14 protein-coding genes are annotated in these 15966 nt (G+C 69.6%); 6 read left to right on the top strand and 8 right to left on the bottom strand.

The genetic code is table 11. The features are described from left to right. Positions 1-16: 16 nt before the first annotated feature. From sdhD to FHR66_RS06615, 3 genes are read right to left on the bottom strand one after another with little or no spacing between them, the layout of a single operon-like run. Positions 17-403, bottom strand: a complete 387-nt coding sequence (gene sdhD, locus FHR66_RS06625; RefSeq protein WP_160965087.1) for a succinate dehydrogenase, hydrophobic membrane anchor protein — start codon at positions 401-403, stop codon at positions 17-19. Then, positions 400-792: a succinate dehydrogenase, cytochrome b556 subunit gene (sdhC, locus tag FHR66_RS06620; RefSeq protein WP_160965089.1), complete on the bottom strand. Its 393-nt coding sequence runs from the start codon at positions 790-792 to the stop codon at positions 400-402. Before sdhC ends, sdhD begins: the two co-directional genes overlap by 4 nt. Before the next feature lie 60 nt (positions 793-852). Then, positions 853-1023, bottom strand: coding sequence for a DUF1674 domain-containing protein (locus FHR66_RS06615; protein ID WP_160965091.1), 171 nt, complete (start codon positions 1021-1023; stop codon positions 853-855). Positions 1024-1062: 39 nt separating this feature from the next. Here FHR66_RS06615 and ygfZ point away from each other — a divergent pair, with 39 nt between their 5' ends. Then, positions 1063-1935, top strand: coding sequence for a CAF17-like 4Fe-4S cluster assembly/insertion protein YgfZ (ygfZ, locus tag FHR66_RS06610; RefSeq protein ID WP_343160659.1), 873 nt, complete (start codon positions 1063-1065; stop codon positions 1933-1935). Positions 1936-1959: 24 nt separating this feature from the next. On the opposite strand, the gene FHR66_RS06605 is transcribed toward ygfZ, so the two are convergent. After that, positions 1960-3084: an ABC transporter ATP-binding protein gene (locus FHR66_RS06605; RefSeq protein ID WP_160965093.1), complete on the bottom strand. Its 1125-nt coding sequence runs from the start codon at positions 3082-3084 to the stop codon at positions 1960-1962. Between the two features lie 432 nt (positions 3085-3516). Between FHR66_RS06605 and zwf the strand changes: the two genes are divergently transcribed. From zwf to FHR66_RS06580, 5 genes are all read left to right on the top strand, one after another. After that, positions 3517-4953, top strand: a complete 1437-nt coding sequence (zwf, locus tag FHR66_RS06600; protein WP_160965095.1) for a glucose-6-phosphate dehydrogenase — start codon at positions 3517-3519, stop codon at positions 4951-4953. Further along, positions 4950-5957, top strand: coding sequence for a glucokinase (gene glk, locus FHR66_RS06595; protein ID WP_160965097.1), 1008 nt, complete (start codon positions 4950-4952; stop codon positions 5955-5957). The genes zwf and glk overlap by 4 nt, the downstream gene beginning before the upstream one ends. After that, positions 5954-6673, top strand: coding sequence for a 6-phosphogluconolactonase (gene pgl, locus FHR66_RS06590; protein WP_048488905.1), 720 nt, complete (start codon positions 5954-5956; stop codon positions 6671-6673). Before glk ends, pgl begins: the two co-directional genes overlap by 4 nt. Positions 6674-6802: 129 nt before the next feature. Next, positions 6803-8719 (top strand): phosphogluconate dehydratase, encoded by a 1917-nt coding sequence (edd, locus tag FHR66_RS06585; RefSeq protein ID WP_160965099.1) that lies wholly within the window; start codon positions 6803-6805, stop codon positions 8717-8719. Positions 8720-8800: 81 nt separating this feature from the next. Further along, positions 8801-9454 carry a bifunctional 4-hydroxy-2-oxoglutarate aldolase/2-dehydro-3-deoxy-phosphogluconate aldolase gene (locus FHR66_RS06580; protein ID WP_160965101.1) on the top strand — a complete coding sequence of 218 codons (654 nt, stop codon included), beginning with the start codon at positions 8801-8803 and terminating at the stop codon, positions 9452-9454. Between the two features lie 159 nt (positions 9455-9613). Here FHR66_RS06580 and FHR66_RS06575 read toward each other — a convergent pair whose 3' ends face one another. The 4 genes from FHR66_RS06575 to FHR66_RS06560 all read right to left on the bottom strand — a co-directional run bounded on the left by FHR66_RS06575 (position 9614) and on the right by FHR66_RS06560 (position 15964). Beyond that, positions 9614-12730 carry a discoidin domain-containing protein gene (locus FHR66_RS06575; RefSeq protein WP_202394564.1) on the bottom strand — a complete coding sequence of 1039 codons (3117 nt, stop codon included), beginning with the start codon at positions 12728-12730 and terminating at the stop codon, positions 9614-9616. A 227-nt stretch (positions 12731-12957) separates the two neighbouring features. Then, complete coding sequence (locus FHR66_RS06570; RefSeq protein WP_160965105.1) at positions 12958-13794, bottom strand: carbohydrate ABC transporter permease; 837 nt, start codon at positions 13792-13794, stop codon at positions 12958-12960. Continuing rightward, positions 13791-14672, bottom strand: a complete 882-nt coding sequence (locus FHR66_RS06565; protein ID WP_160965107.1) for a carbohydrate ABC transporter permease — start codon at positions 14670-14672, stop codon at positions 13791-13793. Before FHR66_RS06565 ends, FHR66_RS06570 begins: the two co-directional genes overlap by 4 nt. After that, a complete protein-coding gene (locus FHR66_RS06560; protein ID WP_160965225.1) occupies positions 14669-15964 on the bottom strand; it encodes a sugar ABC transporter substrate-binding protein in 1296 nt (431 codons plus the stop codon). The genes FHR66_RS06565 and FHR66_RS06560 overlap by 4 nt, the downstream gene beginning before the upstream one ends. Positions 15965-15966: the final 2 nt, after the last annotated feature.

Below are 15966 nucleotides of genomic sequence, written 5' to 3'. Positions count from 1 at the left end.
CTGTTCCGGGCGCCGATCAGGCGCTGCCCAGGGCGATGCGGGCGACCGCGAATACACCGACGATCGCGCCGAGCACGGCGACGAACTTCACCGTGGTCTGCAGCGCCAGGGCCAGCAGCGAGTTGTGCACGTAATCTTCGAGGATGACCTGCAGGCCGATCTGCGCGTGCCAGAACATCGCGATCAGGAAGCCGACCAGGAGCACCGCGTTCCACGGCTTGGCCACGGCCTCGGTGGCGGTGACGTAGTCGGCGCCGAGCAGGCTCAGCACGAACACCAGGAACCACACGGCCAGGCCGACCAGCGCGGTGGCGGTGAGCCGCTGCAGCACGAAATGTTCGGTGCCGGACTTGGCCGCGCCCAGGCCGCGGACGTTCTTCAGAGGGGTGCGGTAGCGGCTCATGCGGCGGCTCCGTTGAGGACATAGGCCCAGATCAGCGCCACGATCACCAGGCTGGCGATCACCGACATCCAGCTGCTGCGCACGAACGCGGGGATGCTGAAGCCGTGGCCGAAGTCCTGCACGATGTGGCGCAGGCCGTTGCACAGGTGGTAGGCGAAGGCCCAGCTCCAGGCGAACAGGAACACCTGCCCGTACCAGGCGCCGGCCATGCCGCGGAAGCAGTTCCAAGACGCCGGGCCGAGCATCAGCACCAGCAGTGCGGCGGCGATGATCAGCGCGCCGAGCGACAGCACGATGCCGGTGGCACGGTGCAGGATCGACGTGACCATCTGGATCTGCCAGCGATAGACCTGCAGATGGGGGGAAAGAGGACGTTCGCGGGTCGCCATGCGCTTGGCTCGTTGTCTCGGCTGGGCGGCGTGCTTAAGGCCGCGTTGGCTCAAAGCTGCTCAAAAATCGATGCAGCGTCCGTTTTTCTCCCAGTCGCCGTAGCGCGTCGGCTCGAGGCCGCCGCGTCCGCCGATCTCCCGCGGCGCAGGCGGAGTCTGCGGAGGGGTGTCCTCGGCGGGCCGCTGCGTTTCGGGATCGGACTCGGGTGTGGGGGTTGGTTGGCCTATCATGCGGGTCTCACAACTCGTCAATTTTAGTCCTCCCCTCTCGTGCCTGACAACCTGAATCTCGATTCCGGCGGTTTTTCCGCCCTGCCACACCTGCAATACGTCGCATTACGCGGTCCGGATGCGGTGGCCTTCGCCCATGCCCAGTTCGCCAACGACGTGCAGGCGCTGACGGCGGGCCAGTGGCAGTGGAACGCCTGGCTCACCGCCAAGGGCCGGGTGATCGCGGTGTTCGCGCTGCTGCGCCAGGCCGACGACGCCTTGCTGATGCTGCTGCCCGACGGCGGCGCCGAGGACCTGGCGGCGGCGCTGGGCCGCTTCGTGTTCCGGCGCAAGCTGCGCATTACCGTCGAGGGCACGTTGCATGGTATTGGTCGCCTGAGCCTACCGGACCAGGCCCGGGGCGCGACGTCGGCGCGCGATAAGGCCGGCGTGATCGAGCTGGACATGGGCGGCGACGGCCTGCCGCGCACGCTGCGCCTGGTGCCGACGCCGGTGGCGGAGGCGCAGTCGGCCGACCCGCCGCTGGCGGAGGCCTGGCGCGCGGCCGACCTGCGCCTGGGCCTGGTCCGGCTGGCACCGAGCCAGCGCGAACAGTGGACGCCGCAGCAACTGGGCCTAGACCGGCTGCACGCCTTCAGCGTCAAGAAGGGCTGCTACCCCGGCCAGGAAATCGTCGCCCGCACCCACTTCCTGGGCAAGGCCAAGCGCGCCGCGCAGCTGCTGGAGCTGGATGCAACGGTTGCGATCGACGCGCCGGTGCTGCGCGACGGCCAGCCGTTCGGCAGCGTGGTCAGCGTCGCCGGCGCCCTGGCGCTGGCGGTACTACCGCTGGAGGACGCGCCACCAACCGGGCTGGAGGTCGACGGCCATCCGGCGCACTGGCAGCCACTGGTCGACGGCCTGGCGCGCTGAGCGCGCCGGCGCTTCGCGCTGTTGCTACTGCGATTCCCGATTCCCGATTCCCGAATCCCGGCTCTCCAGGCGCACGCCGCTCTCGGCGTCGAAGAAGTGCAGCGCGTCGCCGCGCACCACCACCCGCAGGCGCTCGCCCAGGCCCGGCAGCGCACGCGGCGCCACCCGCATCACCAGCGGCTGCGCGCCGTGGCTGAGATTGACGAAGATCTCGTTGCCGACCGGCTCGATCACCTCGATGGTGGCCTCGAAGCCGCCCTGCGCCTCCTCGCTCGGCTGCAGGTGCTCCGGCCGCACGCCGATCGCCAGCTCCCGGCCCAGCCACTGCGGCGCGATCTGCGCACCCGGCAGCGGCACCCGCCCGCCGTCCTGCAACTGCAGGTGCAGGTGCAGGCCACCCTCCTCCACCAGCCGCCCGCGCAGCACGTTCATCGCCGGGCTGCCGAGGAAACCGGCCACGAACAGGTTGGCCGGGCGGTCGTACAGCGCCATCGGCGTGTCGATCTGCTGGATCAGCCCGTCCTTGAGCACGACGATGCGCTGGCCCAGGGTCATCGCCTCGACCTGGTCGTGGGTGACGTAGATCATGGTGGTGCCGAGCTTGCGGTGCAGCTGCGCGATCTCGGTGCGCACCGAGTGGCGCAGCTTGGCGTCCAGGTTGGACAGCGGCTCGTCGAGCAGGAACACCGCCGGCTCGCGCACCAGCGCGCGGCCCAGCGCCACGCGCTGGCGCTGGCCGCCGGACATGGCGCGCGGCAGCTTGTCCAGCATCGGGGTCAGGCCCAGGGTGTCGGCGGCGGCGGCCACCCGCTGGCGGATGACCTCCTTGCTCTCGCCGCGCAGCTTGAGCCCGAACGCCAGGTTCTCGGCCACGGTCATGTGCGGGTACAGCGCATAGCTCTGGAACACCATGGCGATGTCGCGGTCCTTGGGCGCCACGTCGTTGACCACGCGCTCGCCGATGCGCAACTCGCCGCCACTGATCTCTTCCAGGCCGGCGATCATCCGCAGCAGCGTGGACTTGCCGCAGCCCGACGGCCCGACCAGCACCATCAGTTCGCCGTCGGCCACTTCGAAGCTGGCCCCGTGCACGGCGACCTGGCCGTTGTCGTAGACCTTGCGGATGTTGTCCAGTTGTACTTTCGCCATGGTGCGGTATCCGGTTTCCGGCAGTGAGGAACGGGCTGCCGCCGGTCCCTCCCGAAGGCAGTGCATACGAATGCGGGTCGCATCGTGCCAGCGCGCAGGCAACAATGGATCGCGATGCGGTATTCTGCCATGTAACCGTTTTCACGGGGCAACATCGAGCCTGGGAGGGCACGCAATGCGATCCGCCAGCCGCCGATCCGGCGCGCCGTCGTTATCCGGCCTGCAGCACGCGGCATGGGAGAGGTATGCTCAGAGGTCTGGCAGTCGTATTCATCTCCTGGATCGTGCGTTCCCGTCTGGCGGCCTTTCCGCGTCACGCTTTCGCCCGAACCGGCCGGATACAGGCCGTTCCCGCCGTTCGCTTTCCCACGCCACGTCACTCCTAGCCCCCAGGTGATCGACACCATGTCACCCGAAACCGAAACCCGGTCGATGCACGATACCTTCCTGTTGTTCGGCGCCACCGGCGATCTGGCCCAGCGCTATCTGTTCCCCTCGTTGCTGCGCATGCTCGACGACGGCTTCCTGCCGGAGGACTTCCGCATCCGCGCGCTGGCGCTGTCGCCGCACGACACCGCCAAGTTCCACGAACTCCTCAAGCCGCGCCTGCAGGCGGCGATGCCGCAGATCGGCGAATCGATCGTGCAGGCGCTGCTGGCGCGCATCGACTACCGCTCGGTGGACCTGCGCGATGCCGAATCGGTGGCCGCGGCGGTGCGCGACCTGACCGCACGCCGCTGCGTGAGCTACCTGGCGATCCCGCCGGGGCTGTACATCAGCACCTGCCAGGGCCTGGCCCTGGGCGGGGCGCTGGCCGCGCCGCACCGGCTGATGCTGGAGAAGCCGATCGGCCACGATTCGGACAGCGCCCGCGAAATCGTGCAGGCGATCGGCGCGCTGATCGACGAGGACCGCGTATTCCGCCTTGACCACTACCTGGGCAAGGCCGCGGTGCAGAACCTGATCGCGCTGCGTTTCGGCAACACGCTGCTGGAAGCGGTGTGGAACCGCACCTACATCGAGTCGGTGGACATCCTGGTCGCCGAGAGCGAGGGCGTGGACGGCCGTGACGCCTACTACGCGCGTTCCGGCGCGCTGCGCGACATGGTGCAGAGCCATATCCTGCAGTTGCTGTGCCTGGTGGCGATGGAGCCGCCGGCGTCGTTGGAAGCCGACCGCATCCGCGACGAGAAGGTCAAGGTGCTGCGCGCGCTGCGTCCGCTGAGCGCAGAGCATGCCGCCCGCGACAGCGTGCGCGGACGCTACACCGCCGGCACCATCAACGGCCAGCCGGCGCAGGCCTACCAGCCGCCGGAAGGCAGCGACGTGGAAACCTTCGCCGCGGTCACCGCCTACATCGACAACTGGCGCTGGGCCGGGGTGCCGTTCCGGCTGTGCACCGGCAAGCGCCTGGCCGAGCGCTCCACCCGCGTGGTGGTCACGCTCAAGCCGGTCACCCACTGGCTGTTCGAGCGCCCGGCCGCGCAGCAGGCGGCGCCGAACCGGCTGACCTTCCAGCTGCAGCCGCAGGAGAACATCGAACTGGGGCTGATGAGCAGCCTGGCCGGCCCGGAATGGGGCGCGCTGGAACTGCAGCCGCTGGAACTGGAACTGTCGGTGCCCACCGGCCTGCACCGTCGCATCGCCTACGAGCGGCTGATGCTCGACGCGCTCAACGGCAACCACGCGCTGTTCGTGCGCGACGACGAGGTGCGTGCCGCCTGGGCCTGGATCGACAGCGTCAGCGCCGCCTGGGCGCAGGCGCAACTGCCGCTGCTGCCCTACCCGGCCGGCAGCTGGGGGCCGGAGGAAGCGCAGGCCTACGTGTCCTGCGACCAGTCCGGCGCCGCGCCGCGGGGTACGCCGTGAGCGCGCCGCAGCGCCCGGTGCTGGTGGCCGACATCGGCGGCACCAATGCCCGTTTCGCCCTCGCCGACCTCGACGCCTCGGTGCCGCTGCTCGACGACAGCACCCAGACCTACTCGGTGGTGGAGTTCCCGTCGCTGGGCGACGCCGCCCGGCACTACCTGGAACAGACCGGGGTGGACGCGCGCAGCGGCACCTTCGCGGTCGCCGGCCGCGTCGATGGCGACGAGGCGCGCATCACCAACCATCCGTGGGTGATCTCGCGGGCGCGCACCCGCGCCATGCTCGGCTTCGACGAGTTGCACCTGATCAACGACTTCGCCGCGCAGGCGATGGCGATCAGCCTGCTGCGGCCGCAGGACGTGGTCCAGGTCGGCGGCGCCAGCTGGACGCCCTCGCCGATCGAGGTGCCGCGCAACTACGGCGTGATCGGCCCCGGCACCGGCCTGGGCGTGGGCGGCCTGCTGGTGCGCGGCGGGCGCTGCTTCCCGCTGGAAACCGAGGGCGGTCACGTCAGCTTCCCGCCGGGCACGCCGGAGGAGATCCGCATCCTGGAACTGCTGTCGCAGCAGTTCGGTCGCGTCTCCAACGAGCGCCTGATCTGCGGCCCCGGCCTGGTCAACATCCACCGCGCGCTGAGCGAGATCGCCGGCGACGACCCGGGCCCGCTGCAGCCGGAAGACATCACCGCGCGCGCCGCGCAGGGCGACTACCGGGCGATGCGCACGGTGGACGTGTTCTGCGCCGTGTTCGGCGCCATCGCCGGCGATCTGGTGCTGATGCAGGGCGCCTGGGACGGCGTGTTCCTGACCGGCGGGCTGGTGCCGAAGATGCTCGACGCGATCCAGCATTCCGGGTTCCGCCAGCGCTTCGAGCACAAGGGCCGGTTTTCGTCGATCATGGCGCGGGTGCCGTCGCTGGCGGTGACCCACCCCCGTCCCGGCCTGCTCGGCGCCGCCGCCTACGCGGTGGACGCCGCGCGGCAATCCCCAGGAGCCATTGCATGAGCCCCACGCTGTCCGACCGCATCACGCTGATCCGCTACGACGATCCGGACGAATGGATCGACGCGGCGGCGGCCGAGATCGGCACCGCGCTGCGCGAGGAGATCCAGCGCCGCGGCGGCGCGCGCCTGCTGCTGTCCGGCGGTACCACCCCGGCGCCGGTGTACCAGGCGCTGGCCGAGCTGCCGCTGGACTGGTCCAAGCTGGAGGTCGGCCTGGTCGACGAGCGCTGGCTCTCGCCGCAGGACAGCGACAGCAATGCCTACCTGATCCGGCACAGCCTGCTGGATCGCACCGAGGACGCGCGGTTCGAGCCGCTGGTGCGGGTCGGCAAGCCGCTGCAGGACTGCGTGCACGCGGCCAACCTGCATGCGCAGCACGCCCCGGCCGCATGCATGGCGGTGCTGGGCATGGGCGGCGACGGCCACACCGCCTCGCTGTTCCCCGGCGCCACCGATTTGAACAAGGCCCTGACCAACCCGCTGCCCTACGCCGCGCTCGACGCCACCGGCTGCCCCGGCGCCAATACCTGGCCGCTGCGCATCACCCTGACCCCGGCCGGCCTGGCGCCGATCGGCCAGCGCATGCTGCTGTTGCGCGGCAAGCAGAAGCTGGAGGTGCTGGAACGTGCGCTGGCCGGCACCGATCCGCACGAGTATCCGATTCGCGTCGCCTTCGATACGCCCGGTGCGCGCCTGCGCGTGCATTGGTGCGAGTGAGGCCGGGAGTGGAGAGTCGGGATTGGGGATTGGCAACGGCCGCGTGCTGACGCATCCCCGCTCTCCCGAGTCCCCATTCCCGAGTCCCGATTCGCGACGCCCCCCCACACTTCATAGCCATTTCCGCCAATGAGCCTGCATCCGACCCTCCACGCGATCACCGAACGCATCCGCCAGCGCAGTGCGCCGTCGCGGCGCGCCTATCTGGCCGGCATCGACGCCGCGTTGCGCGACGGCCCGTTCCGCAGCCGCCTGAGCTGCGGCAACCTCGCCCACGGCTTCGCCGCCTGCGGCCCCACCGACAAGAGCCGGCTGGAAGGCGGGATCACTCCCAACCTCGGCATCATCACCGCCTATAACGACATGCTCTCGGCGCACCAGCCGTTCGAGCACTACCCGGAGATCATCCGCAACACCGCGCGCGCGCTCGGCGCCACCGCGCAGGTGGCCGGGGGCGTGCCGGCGATGTGCGACGGCGTGACCCAGGGCCGGCCGGGCATGGAACTGTCGCTGTTCTCGCGCGACGTGATCGCCCAGGCCACCGCCATCGGCCTCAGCCACGACATGTTCGACACCAGCCTGTACCTGGGCGTGTGCGACAAGATCGTGCCCGGCCTGCTGATCGGCGCGCTGGCCTTCGGCCACCTGCCGGCGGTGTTCGTGCCGGCCGGGCCGATGACCCCGGGCATCCCCAACAAACAGAAGGCGGAAGTGCGCGAGCGCTACGCCGCCGGCCAGGCCACCCGCGAGGAGTTGCTGGCCGCCGAATCGGCGTCCTACCACGCCCCCGGCACCTGTACCTTCTACGGCACCGCCAACTCCAACCAGGTGCTGCTGGAAGCGATGGGCGTGCAGTTGCCCGGCGCCTCCTTCGTCAACCCCGGCACCCCGCTGCGCGACGCGCTGACCCAGCAGGCGACCGAGCGCGCGCTGCGCATCACCGCCCTGGGCAGCGACTTCCGCCCGCTGGGCCGGCTGATCGACGAGCGCGCCATCGTCAACGCCGTGGTCGCGCTGATGGCCACCGGCGGCTCGACCAACCACACCATCCACTGGCTGGCGGTGGCGCGCGCGGCCGGCATCGTGCTGACCTGGGACGACCTGGACGCGCTGTCGCAGCTGGTGCCGCTGCTGGCGCGGGTGTATCCCAACGGCGAGGCCGACGTGAACCACTTCGCCGCCGCCGGCGGCATCGGCTTCGTGTTCCGCGAGCTGATGGACGCCGGGCTGATGCACGACGACCTGACCACCATCGTGCCCGGCGGCATGCGCGCCTACGGCGACGAGCCCTGCGTGCAGGACGGCAAGCTGGCCTATGTGCCGAGTCCGGCCAAGAGCGCCGACGAGGCGGTGGTGCGTCCGGCATCCAACCCGTTCGAGGCGCAGGGCGGCCTGCGCCTGCTGCGCGGCAACCTCGGCCGCTCGCTGATCAAGCTGTCGGCGGTGAAGCCGCAGTTCCGCAGCATCGAAGCGCCGGCCGTGGTGATCGACGCGCCGCAGGCGCTGAACAAGCTGCACGCCGCCGGCGCGCTGCCGCACGACTTCGTGGTGGTGCTGCGCTACCAGGGCCCGCAGGCCAACGGCATGCCGGAGCTGCATTCGCTGGCGCCGCTGCTGGGCCTGCTGCAGAACCAGGGGCGGCGCGTGGCGCTGGTCACCGACGGGCGCCTGTCCGGCGCCTCCGGCAAGTTCCCCGCGGCCATCCACGTGACCCCGGAAGCGGCACGCGGCGGTCCCCTGGCACGCGTGCGCGAAGGCGACATCGTGCGCCTGGACGGCGAGGCCGGCACCCTGGAAGTGCTGGTGGACGCCGCCGAGTGGGCGGCACGGCCGCTGGCGCCGAACACCGCGCCGGCCGCGCACGACATGGGCCGCAACCTGTTCGGGCTCAACCGCCGCATGGTCGGCCCCGCCGACCAGGGCGCGCTGTCGATCTCCTGCGGCCCGCCGGCCGCCGATGGCGACCTGTGGAACTACGACGCCGAGTACGACTTGGGCCGCGATGCCGAGGCCGCCACCGCGCCGCACGAAGCCAAGGACGCCTGACCGGCGGCGCTGCCGCCGCGCGCCCCACCCTGCCCTGGCCGTGCGCGGCCGGGGCCTCGCCCCCTCGCAACCGAGACGCTTATGACCATCGCCGAACACCAGACCAAGGCCGAGCAGCTGCTGCGCGCGGCCGGCATCCTGCCCGTCGTCACCGTCCACAGCCTGGAAGAGGCGCGCCGCGTGTCGGCCGCGCTGCTCGAAGGCGGCCTGCCGGCGATCGAACTGACCCTGCGCACGCCGGTGGCGATGGAAGCGCTGGCGATGCTCAAGCGCGAGCTGCCGGACATCGTGATCGGCGCCGGCACCGTGCTCAACGCCACCCAGCTGCAGCAGTCGATCGACGCCGGCGCCGACTTCATCGTCACCCCGGGCACCACCCCGACCCTGGCCGACGCGCTGGCGCAGGCGCCGTTGCCGGTGGTGCCGGGCGCGGCCACTCCGAGCGAACTGCTGGCGCTGATGGAGCGCGGCTTCCGCGTGTGCAAGCTGTTCCCCGCCTCCGCGGTCGGCGGCCTGGCGATGCTCAAGGGCCTGGCCGGGCCCCTGGCCGAGCTCAAGCTGTGCCCCACCGGCGGCATCGGCGAAAGCACCGCCGCCGAGTACCTGGCGCAGCCCAACGTGGTCTGCATCGGCGGCTCGTGGATGGTGCCCAAGGACTGGCTGGCCGACGGCGCCTGGGACAAGGTGCGGGAGAGTTCGGCGAAGGCGGCGGCGATCGTGGCGGCGGCGCGGTAGCGCCGCGGCCGCGGCCGCCGGGATTGGGCATTCGGGATTGGGGATTCGCAAAAGCAAGAGCACCCAGCACCCGCCCACAAAAAAGCGCCGGCATGCCGGCGCTTTTTGCTTTTGCTTTTGCTGTTACGAATCCCCAATCCCGACTCCCGAATCCCAGCCTCACCGCACCTCGATCTGCACATCGGCCGGCAACGCATGGATGCGCAGTTCGCCGTGTTCCCATTGCGCCGCTTCGCCGTTGACCAGTGTGCGGCCCGGTTCGCCCGGGTACGGCCACGGCAGCACCAGGCCGCCGCTGGGCATGCGCAGGCCCTCGGGGATGTTCAGCAGCAAGCGGTTCTTCTGCCGCCGCAGCTGGTAGCTCAGCGGCCCCTGCGGGGTGCGCAACTGTTCGATCGCCACGCCCTTGCCGTCGAGCCAGTCGGCCGGGATGCCGGCGGCCAGCACCAGGCTGTCGTCGACGTCGCGGGCGTAGGCGAACATGTCCAGCACCGAGCGCACGAAGTCGGACGCGACCCAGGCATGCGGCAGGTCGCCGAGGAAGAACGGCTTGCGCGGCGTGCGCGAGACCACCTCGGCCCACTGGTTCCAGGGCTGTGGGGCGCGGTCCTTGAAGAAGAACTGCGTCGCCTCCCAGGCGCGCTCGCGCCAGCCCAGGCGCACGAACGCGGACACGTTGCGCCACTCGTAGGGGGTGTAGTCCTTCCACTCGCGGGTGCCGTCGCGGCGGCCGACGAACTCGCTCCAGTAGCGCTCGAAGGTGTTGTCGAGCAGGGCCTGCGGCAGCCGGCCCTGCTCGCCGCCCGGTGCCAGCGCGATGGTGGTCGAGGTCGGATCGAAATCGCCCAGTTCCGCCGAGCCCGGCAGGAAGTTGATGTGGTGTTGCTGGGTGGCCGCGTCCAGCGAGGCGTACAGGTCCTGGCGGAACTGATCGCGCGAGGCGGCGAAGCGCGCGGCATCGTCGATGCGGCCCAGTTCGGCGGCGATGCTCACCGCGTCCTTGTAGCCGCGCAGCGCCCAGAAGTTGTCCCAGTACGAGTGCATCGGCTTGGCCGAATAGCCCTCGTGGCTGATCGACACCGGCATCATCCCGTAGAAAGCCGCGTTGCGCGCGTGGTTCTCGTCGGTGCGCTCGCTCAGCCGCAACTGCTCCATGTAGGTGTAGGCGCCGAGCACGTGCGGCCACATCTGCTCCAGGAAGGCGCGGTCGCCGCTGTAGCGGTAGTAGTCGGCGACGCTGTAGATCAGTTCGCCGTGGCTGTCGTTCTCCGGCACCGGGTCGCTGCCGCGGTCGTCCACGCAGCACGGCACCATGCCGTTGGCGAACTGGTATGGCGCGTACCACTCCACGTACTCGCGGACCACGTCGGCGCGGCCCAGCCGCAGCAGGCCTTCGGAAATCATCGCGCCGTCGCGGATCCAGCTGCGCGAGTACGAGCGCGTGCCCGGCTGCAGGCGCGGCCCGATCCGCGAGATCAGCATGTGCGCCAGCGCGGTGCGCAGCGTGTCGGCGACCGCCTTGCCCTGCGCCGGCACGCGCAGCTGCACGCGATCCAGCTTCTCGTGCCACTGCGCGGCGACCTGCTGCTGCGCGCGTGCGGCATCGAAGCCCGACGGCAGCGCGGCGTTGCCGGTCTGCGGAATCACCAGCGCCACCTCGCGCACCTCGCCCGGGGCCAGGCGCCCGCGGTACAGCAGCGCGCCGGAGGCCAACCCGTCGGGATCCTGCGCCTGCTGCGGCAGACCGCTGGCGTCGGTGCTGAGCCGCTCGACGTCGATGCCGGCGTCGAACGCAGTGGCATAGGCCGCATCCGGCTTCTGCACCGCGAACACCCGCGGCTGGCCGTTGACCTGCACCTGCGTGCCGGCGATCGCCAGCGAACGGATCTGGCTGACGCCGCCGACGGTATTGAGGAACTGGCTGGGCGGATTCACCTGGAACGGACGCACCGCCAGCGCCAGGGTGTAGTCGTGCGGCTGCTTGCTCGGATTGCTGAGCCGGTAGCGCGCCACCAGTTGCGCCTGCTCCGGCTCGCCCTGCACGAAGGCGGTCACGCGCAGCGCGGCGTTGTCGTGGGTCCAGTCCACGCTGGGAATCGGCAGGTAGTCGTCCTGCAGGCTCTGCGCCGTCTTGACGTCGGCCCAGCTCAGGCGCTTGCCGTCCAGCAACAGGAACGGCTCGATGCTGAAGCCGCCCTTGCCCACCTCGATCGCGCCATCCTCGCCGACCAGGCCCTGTTCGCGGCCGCCGTCCAGGCCGACGATGGTCCAGTACGGCTGCTCGCCGCTGAAGCCGCGCGGGAACCAGCCGCGGGTCGATTGTGCCGCCACCGACTTGATGAAGTCGTTCTGGGTCGCGGCGAAGGCCAGCGGCTGCAGCGCGATATCGGCGATGCCGTAACGGAAGCTGGGGCCGTCCTGCAGGTCGAAGCGCACATAGCGTGCCTCGGTGTCCGGCAGCGCCAGCCAATCGGTGCCGCCGTTGCCGGCGGTCACCTGTCGCAACTCGCGCCAGCTGCGTCCGTCGGCCGAGCCCTGCACGGTGTAGCGCGAGGCGTACACGCCTGGCGCCCACTGCACCTTGGCGCCGCCGAACTCGCGCACCTTGCCCAGGTCCAGCATGATCGTCTGGTTCTTGGCGTTGCCGCTGTACCAGACCGTGTCGGGCTTGCCATCGGCGATGCGCTGCTCCAGCGCTGGGGCGGTATCGGTGTTGACCTTGACCGTCAGCGGCGAGGTGTCCTGCGGCGGCAGCGGGGTCAGGGTCAGCTGGTCGAAGCACACCGTGCCGGCGCCACCGACCTGGTTGTAGATGGTGAACTCGATCTGCGCGCTGCGGGTCAGTTCCTTCTCCGGGCTCGGCCCCCAGGCCTTGTCGATCTGCCGCTTCTTGAAGGTGACCGTGCTCCATTGCGTGGGGAACGCATAGCGTGGCCGGTTGACCCACCACACGTTGTCGCCGCTGGCGTCGGCCAGCTTGAACTGCAGGTCGTTGCTCGGCGACTCGCCGCGCAGCTGGAACGCGAACTGGTAGTTGTCCGGGTAGTCGATCGGCACGCTGCGGCGGATCCCGGCGTAGCCGGACACGCCGTTGAAGTCGTAGTCCAGGCATAGCGCCTTGGCGCGGCCGCCGCTGGGCGCCTGCACCAGCCGGGTCGAGGCGGTGACCTGGTTGGAGACGACGATCTGCCACTTGTCCAGATCGTTGAAGCTGTCCAGCGTCACCGTGGAGGTCGGCGGCGCGGCGACGGCATGGGCGGCCGCCAGCCCCAGCATCGTCAGCATCGCGCGTGCGCACGTTATCGCCATCCCGTCCCTCATCGCCTTCCCCGTTGCTGTCGTGTCGTTGCGTGTCTGCTTGTATGCGAGGGCGTCCGCCCCCGGTGCCCCAGTGGCATTGCCCGTCTGCTGACGCGGCTGAAGCCGCTCCTACATCTGCGGCATGACCATCCATGGCCGGGCGTTCGGCGCAACGCGCGCCAGTGGCGCGCAAGCGTTGCGCCTCACCCCTTCACGCTGCCGAGCAGCAGGCCCTGAATGTAGTAGCGCTGCAGCGCCAGGAACAGGGCCAGCACCGGGATCACCGTGACCACCGCGCCGGCCATCATCATCTCCACGTCCATGATGTGCTCGCGCGACAGCGCCGCCAATGCCACCGGCAAGGTGTAGTGCTCCTGGTCGGTCAGCACGATCAGCGGCCACATGAAGTCGTTCCACGCGGCCATGAAGGTGAAGATGGTCAGCGTCACCAGCACCGGCTTGAGCATCGGCAGCACGATCTGGAAGAAGATCCGCAGCTCGCCGGCGCCGTCGATGCGCGCGGCCTCCAGCAGCTCGTCCGGGATCGACCGCGCGTACTGGCGCACCAGGAAGATGCCGAACACCGTCGCCAGCGCCGGCACGATCACCCCGCCGAAGTTGTTGACCAAGTGCAGCTGCTTCATCAGCAGGAACAGCGGCAGCATCGCCACCTGCGCCGGGATCACCAGTGCCGCCAGCAGGATCTGGAAGATACGTTCCTTGCCGACGAAGCGCAGCTTGGCGAAGGCATAGCCGGCCATGGTGTTGACCAGCAGCGAGCCGAAGGTGATCGCGCAGGACACCAGCAGGCTGTTGGCGAAATTGCGCGCCATGCCGGTGCGCGAGAACAGCTCGCCGTAGTTGGCCAGGGTGGCGCCGGTGGGCAGCATCGGCGGCGGGAAGCGGCTGGCCTGCCCCGCCGGCATGAACGACACCGACACCATCCACAACAGCGGCGCCAGGCTGATCACGGCGAGCAGCAGCAGCCCGCCGTTGACCAGCAGCGTGTTCCAGCGCGAGGCGCCGATCTCACGGCTCATACCAGGTCCCTCTTGCGGCCGAAGCGCAGCATCACCGTCGTCACTCCCAGGATGATCAGGAACAGCAGGAACGCCACCGCCGACGCGCGGCCGAGGTTCCACCACTTGAAGCCTTCCTCGAACATGTAATACAGCACGCTGACCGTGCTCTGCAGGGGATCGCCACGGGTCATCACGTAGGGTTCGGCGAACAGCTGGAAGTAGCCGGACACGGTGATCACCCCGACCACCAGCAGCACCGGCCCGAGCATCGGCAAGGTGATGTGCAGGAACTGCCGCCACTTCGAGGCGCCGTCGATGCGCGCGGCCTCGTACAGGTCCTGCGGGATCGCCTGCAGGCCGGCGAGGAAGATCACCATGTTGTAGCCGAAGTTCTTCCACACCGCGAACAACATGATCGTCGGCATCGCCCAGTGCGGGTCGCCGAGCCAGTCGATCGGGCCGATGCCCAGGTGCGCCAGGCCGTAATTGACCAGGCCGTAGCTGGTGTGGAACAGGTAGCGCCAGATCACCGCCACCGCCACCAGCGTGGTCACCACCGGCGCGAACAAGGCAGTGCGGAACAGCGCCTTGAACCGCGCCACCGGCGCGTTCAGCAGCAGCGCCGCGCCCAGCGAGGCGGCGATGGACAGCGGCACGCCGACGATCACGAAGTAGGTGGTGTTCCACAGCGACTTCCAGAACATCGGCGTCTGCAGCAACTCGCTGTAGTTGCCGAAGCCGACGAAGCGCAGGTTGTGGCGGTCGGCCAGCGAATACAGGTCGAAGTCGGTGACGCTCAGCGCCAGCGCCGACAGCACCGGCAGGCCGAAGAACACGCCGATCACGATCAGCGCCGGGCCGGCGAACAGCCAGCCGATCAGGGAACCGCGCTTCATGGCGTGGCTCCCGCGGCCGGCGCCGCCGTGCCTTCGCGATGCTGCTGGTGGATCCAGCGGCGTTTCTCCAGGATCTCGTCGACCCGCTTGTCCAGTTCCCGCATTGCCTTCTCCTGCGGTTCGCCGCCGCGTACCACACGCTCGGTGGCCAGCCGCATCTCCTGCACGATGCGCTCCCACTCCAGGACCTTGGGTGCCGGCTTGACCCGTTCCAACTGGTCGCGGAACGCATGCGCCAGCGGATCGTCGGCCAGCGACGGATACGCCCAGGTGCTGCGCCGTGGCGGCATGTCGCCGATCAGCGCATGGAAGCGCGCCTGGATCTGCGGCCGCGACAGGAACTCAATCAGCTTCCACGCCGCGTCCTTGTGCTCGGACTTGCGGAAGATCACCAGGCTGGTGCCGCCGGCGATGCCGGCGCCGGGACCGTCCGGACCGGGCAGCGGCATGGTGCCCCACTGATCCTTCAACGCCGGCGGCTGCACCTTGCGGAATTCGCGGATGTTCCACGGGCCGGAGATATAGAACGCGTAGAAGCCATTGAAGAACTCGTCCCAGACGTTGGAGATCTGCGTCTCCGACATCTTCGGCGCCCAGCCCTGGTCGAACATGTTGGCGTAGAACGCCAGCGCCTTGCGGAAACCGGGGCTGTTGAAGTTGCCGTAGTTGTCGTGGTCGCGCAGCAGCGGATCGGGCAGCTGCAGGCCCAGCGACAGCTGCTGCTCGAACTCGTTGAGCGGCATCAGGATGGCGTAGCGCTTCGGCCCGACATGCTGCTTGACCGCCGCCATCGCCTGTTCCCACTCGGCCCAGGTCTGCGGCAGCTTGGTCACGCCGGCGTCGCGCAGCATGTCCTTGCGGTAGAACAGCAGGCGCGTGTCCACGTACCAGGGGATGCCGTAGAGATGGCCATCGATGACGCTGGTGTCCCAGATGCCGGGGAAGTAGTCCTTCGGGTCGACCACCTTGGAGCGGTCGACGTAGGGCTGCAGCGGCTGCAGCGTACCCAGCTCGGCGAATTCCGGAATCCAGGTGTTGCCCAGCTGGCACACGTCCGGCAGGCCGTCGGCGGCGAACGCAGTGAGCAGCTTCTCGTGCGCGGCGGTCCACGGGATGTTCTGGATGTCCACGTGGATGCCCGGGTTCTCCTTCTCGAACTGCGGGATCAGCTCGGCCACCACCTCGGCCTCGCGGCCCATCGCCCAGAACCGCACCACCTCGCCCTGCGGCGCGCGCGCGCAGCCGCACACCGCCAATACAACCAAACCCAGCGAAAACCAACGACCGATCATGC

This window comes from Xanthomonas sp. F4, assembly GCF_011761895.1.
Note: the sequence above shows the minus strand (reverse complement) of the source record. Positions and strands in the feature narration are given on the sequence as shown.

Coding starts and splice junctions, on each gene's coding strand:
- sdhD (WP_160965087.1), bottom strand. CDS start 403: ATGAGCCGCTACCGCACCCCTCTGAAGAACGTCCGCGGCCTGGGCGCG.
- sdhC (WP_160965089.1), bottom strand. CDS start 792: ATGGCGACCCGCGAACGTCCTCTTTCCCCCCATCTGCAGGTCTATCGC.
- FHR66_RS06615 (WP_160965091.1), bottom strand. CDS start 1,023: ATGATAGGCCAACCAACCCCCACACCCGAGTCCGATCCCGAAACGCAG.
- FHR66_RS06605 (WP_160965093.1), bottom strand. CDS start 3,084: ATGGCGAAAGTACAACTGGACAACATCCGCAAGGTCTACGACAACGGC.
- zwf (WP_160965095.1), top strand. CDS start 3,517: ATGCACGATACCTTCCTGTTGTTCGGCGCCACCGGCGATCTGGCCCAG.
- pgl (WP_048488905.1), top strand. CDS start 5,954: ATGAGCCCCACGCTGTCCGACCGCATCACGCTGATCCGCTACGACGAT.
- edd (WP_160965099.1), top strand. CDS start 6,803: ATGAGCCTGCATCCGACCCTCCACGCGATCACCGAACGCATCCGCCAG.
- FHR66_RS06580 (WP_160965101.1), top strand. CDS start 8,801: ATGACCATCGCCGAACACCAGACCAAGGCCGAGCAGCTGCTGCGCGCG.
- FHR66_RS06575 (WP_202394564.1), bottom strand. CDS start 12,730: ATGCTGGGGCTGGCGGCCGCCCATGCCGTCGCCGCGCCGCCGACCTCC.
- FHR66_RS06570 (WP_160965105.1), bottom strand. CDS start 13,794: ATGAGCCGTGAGATCGGCGCCTCGCGCTGGAACACGCTGCTGGTCAAC.
- FHR66_RS06565 (WP_160965107.1), bottom strand. CDS start 14,672: ATGAAGCGCGGTTCCCTGATCGGCTGGCTGTTCGCCGGCCCGGCGCTG.
- FHR66_RS06560 (WP_160965225.1), bottom strand. CDS start 15,964: ATGATCGGTCGTTGGTTTTCGCTGGGTTTGGTTGTATTGGCGGTGTGC.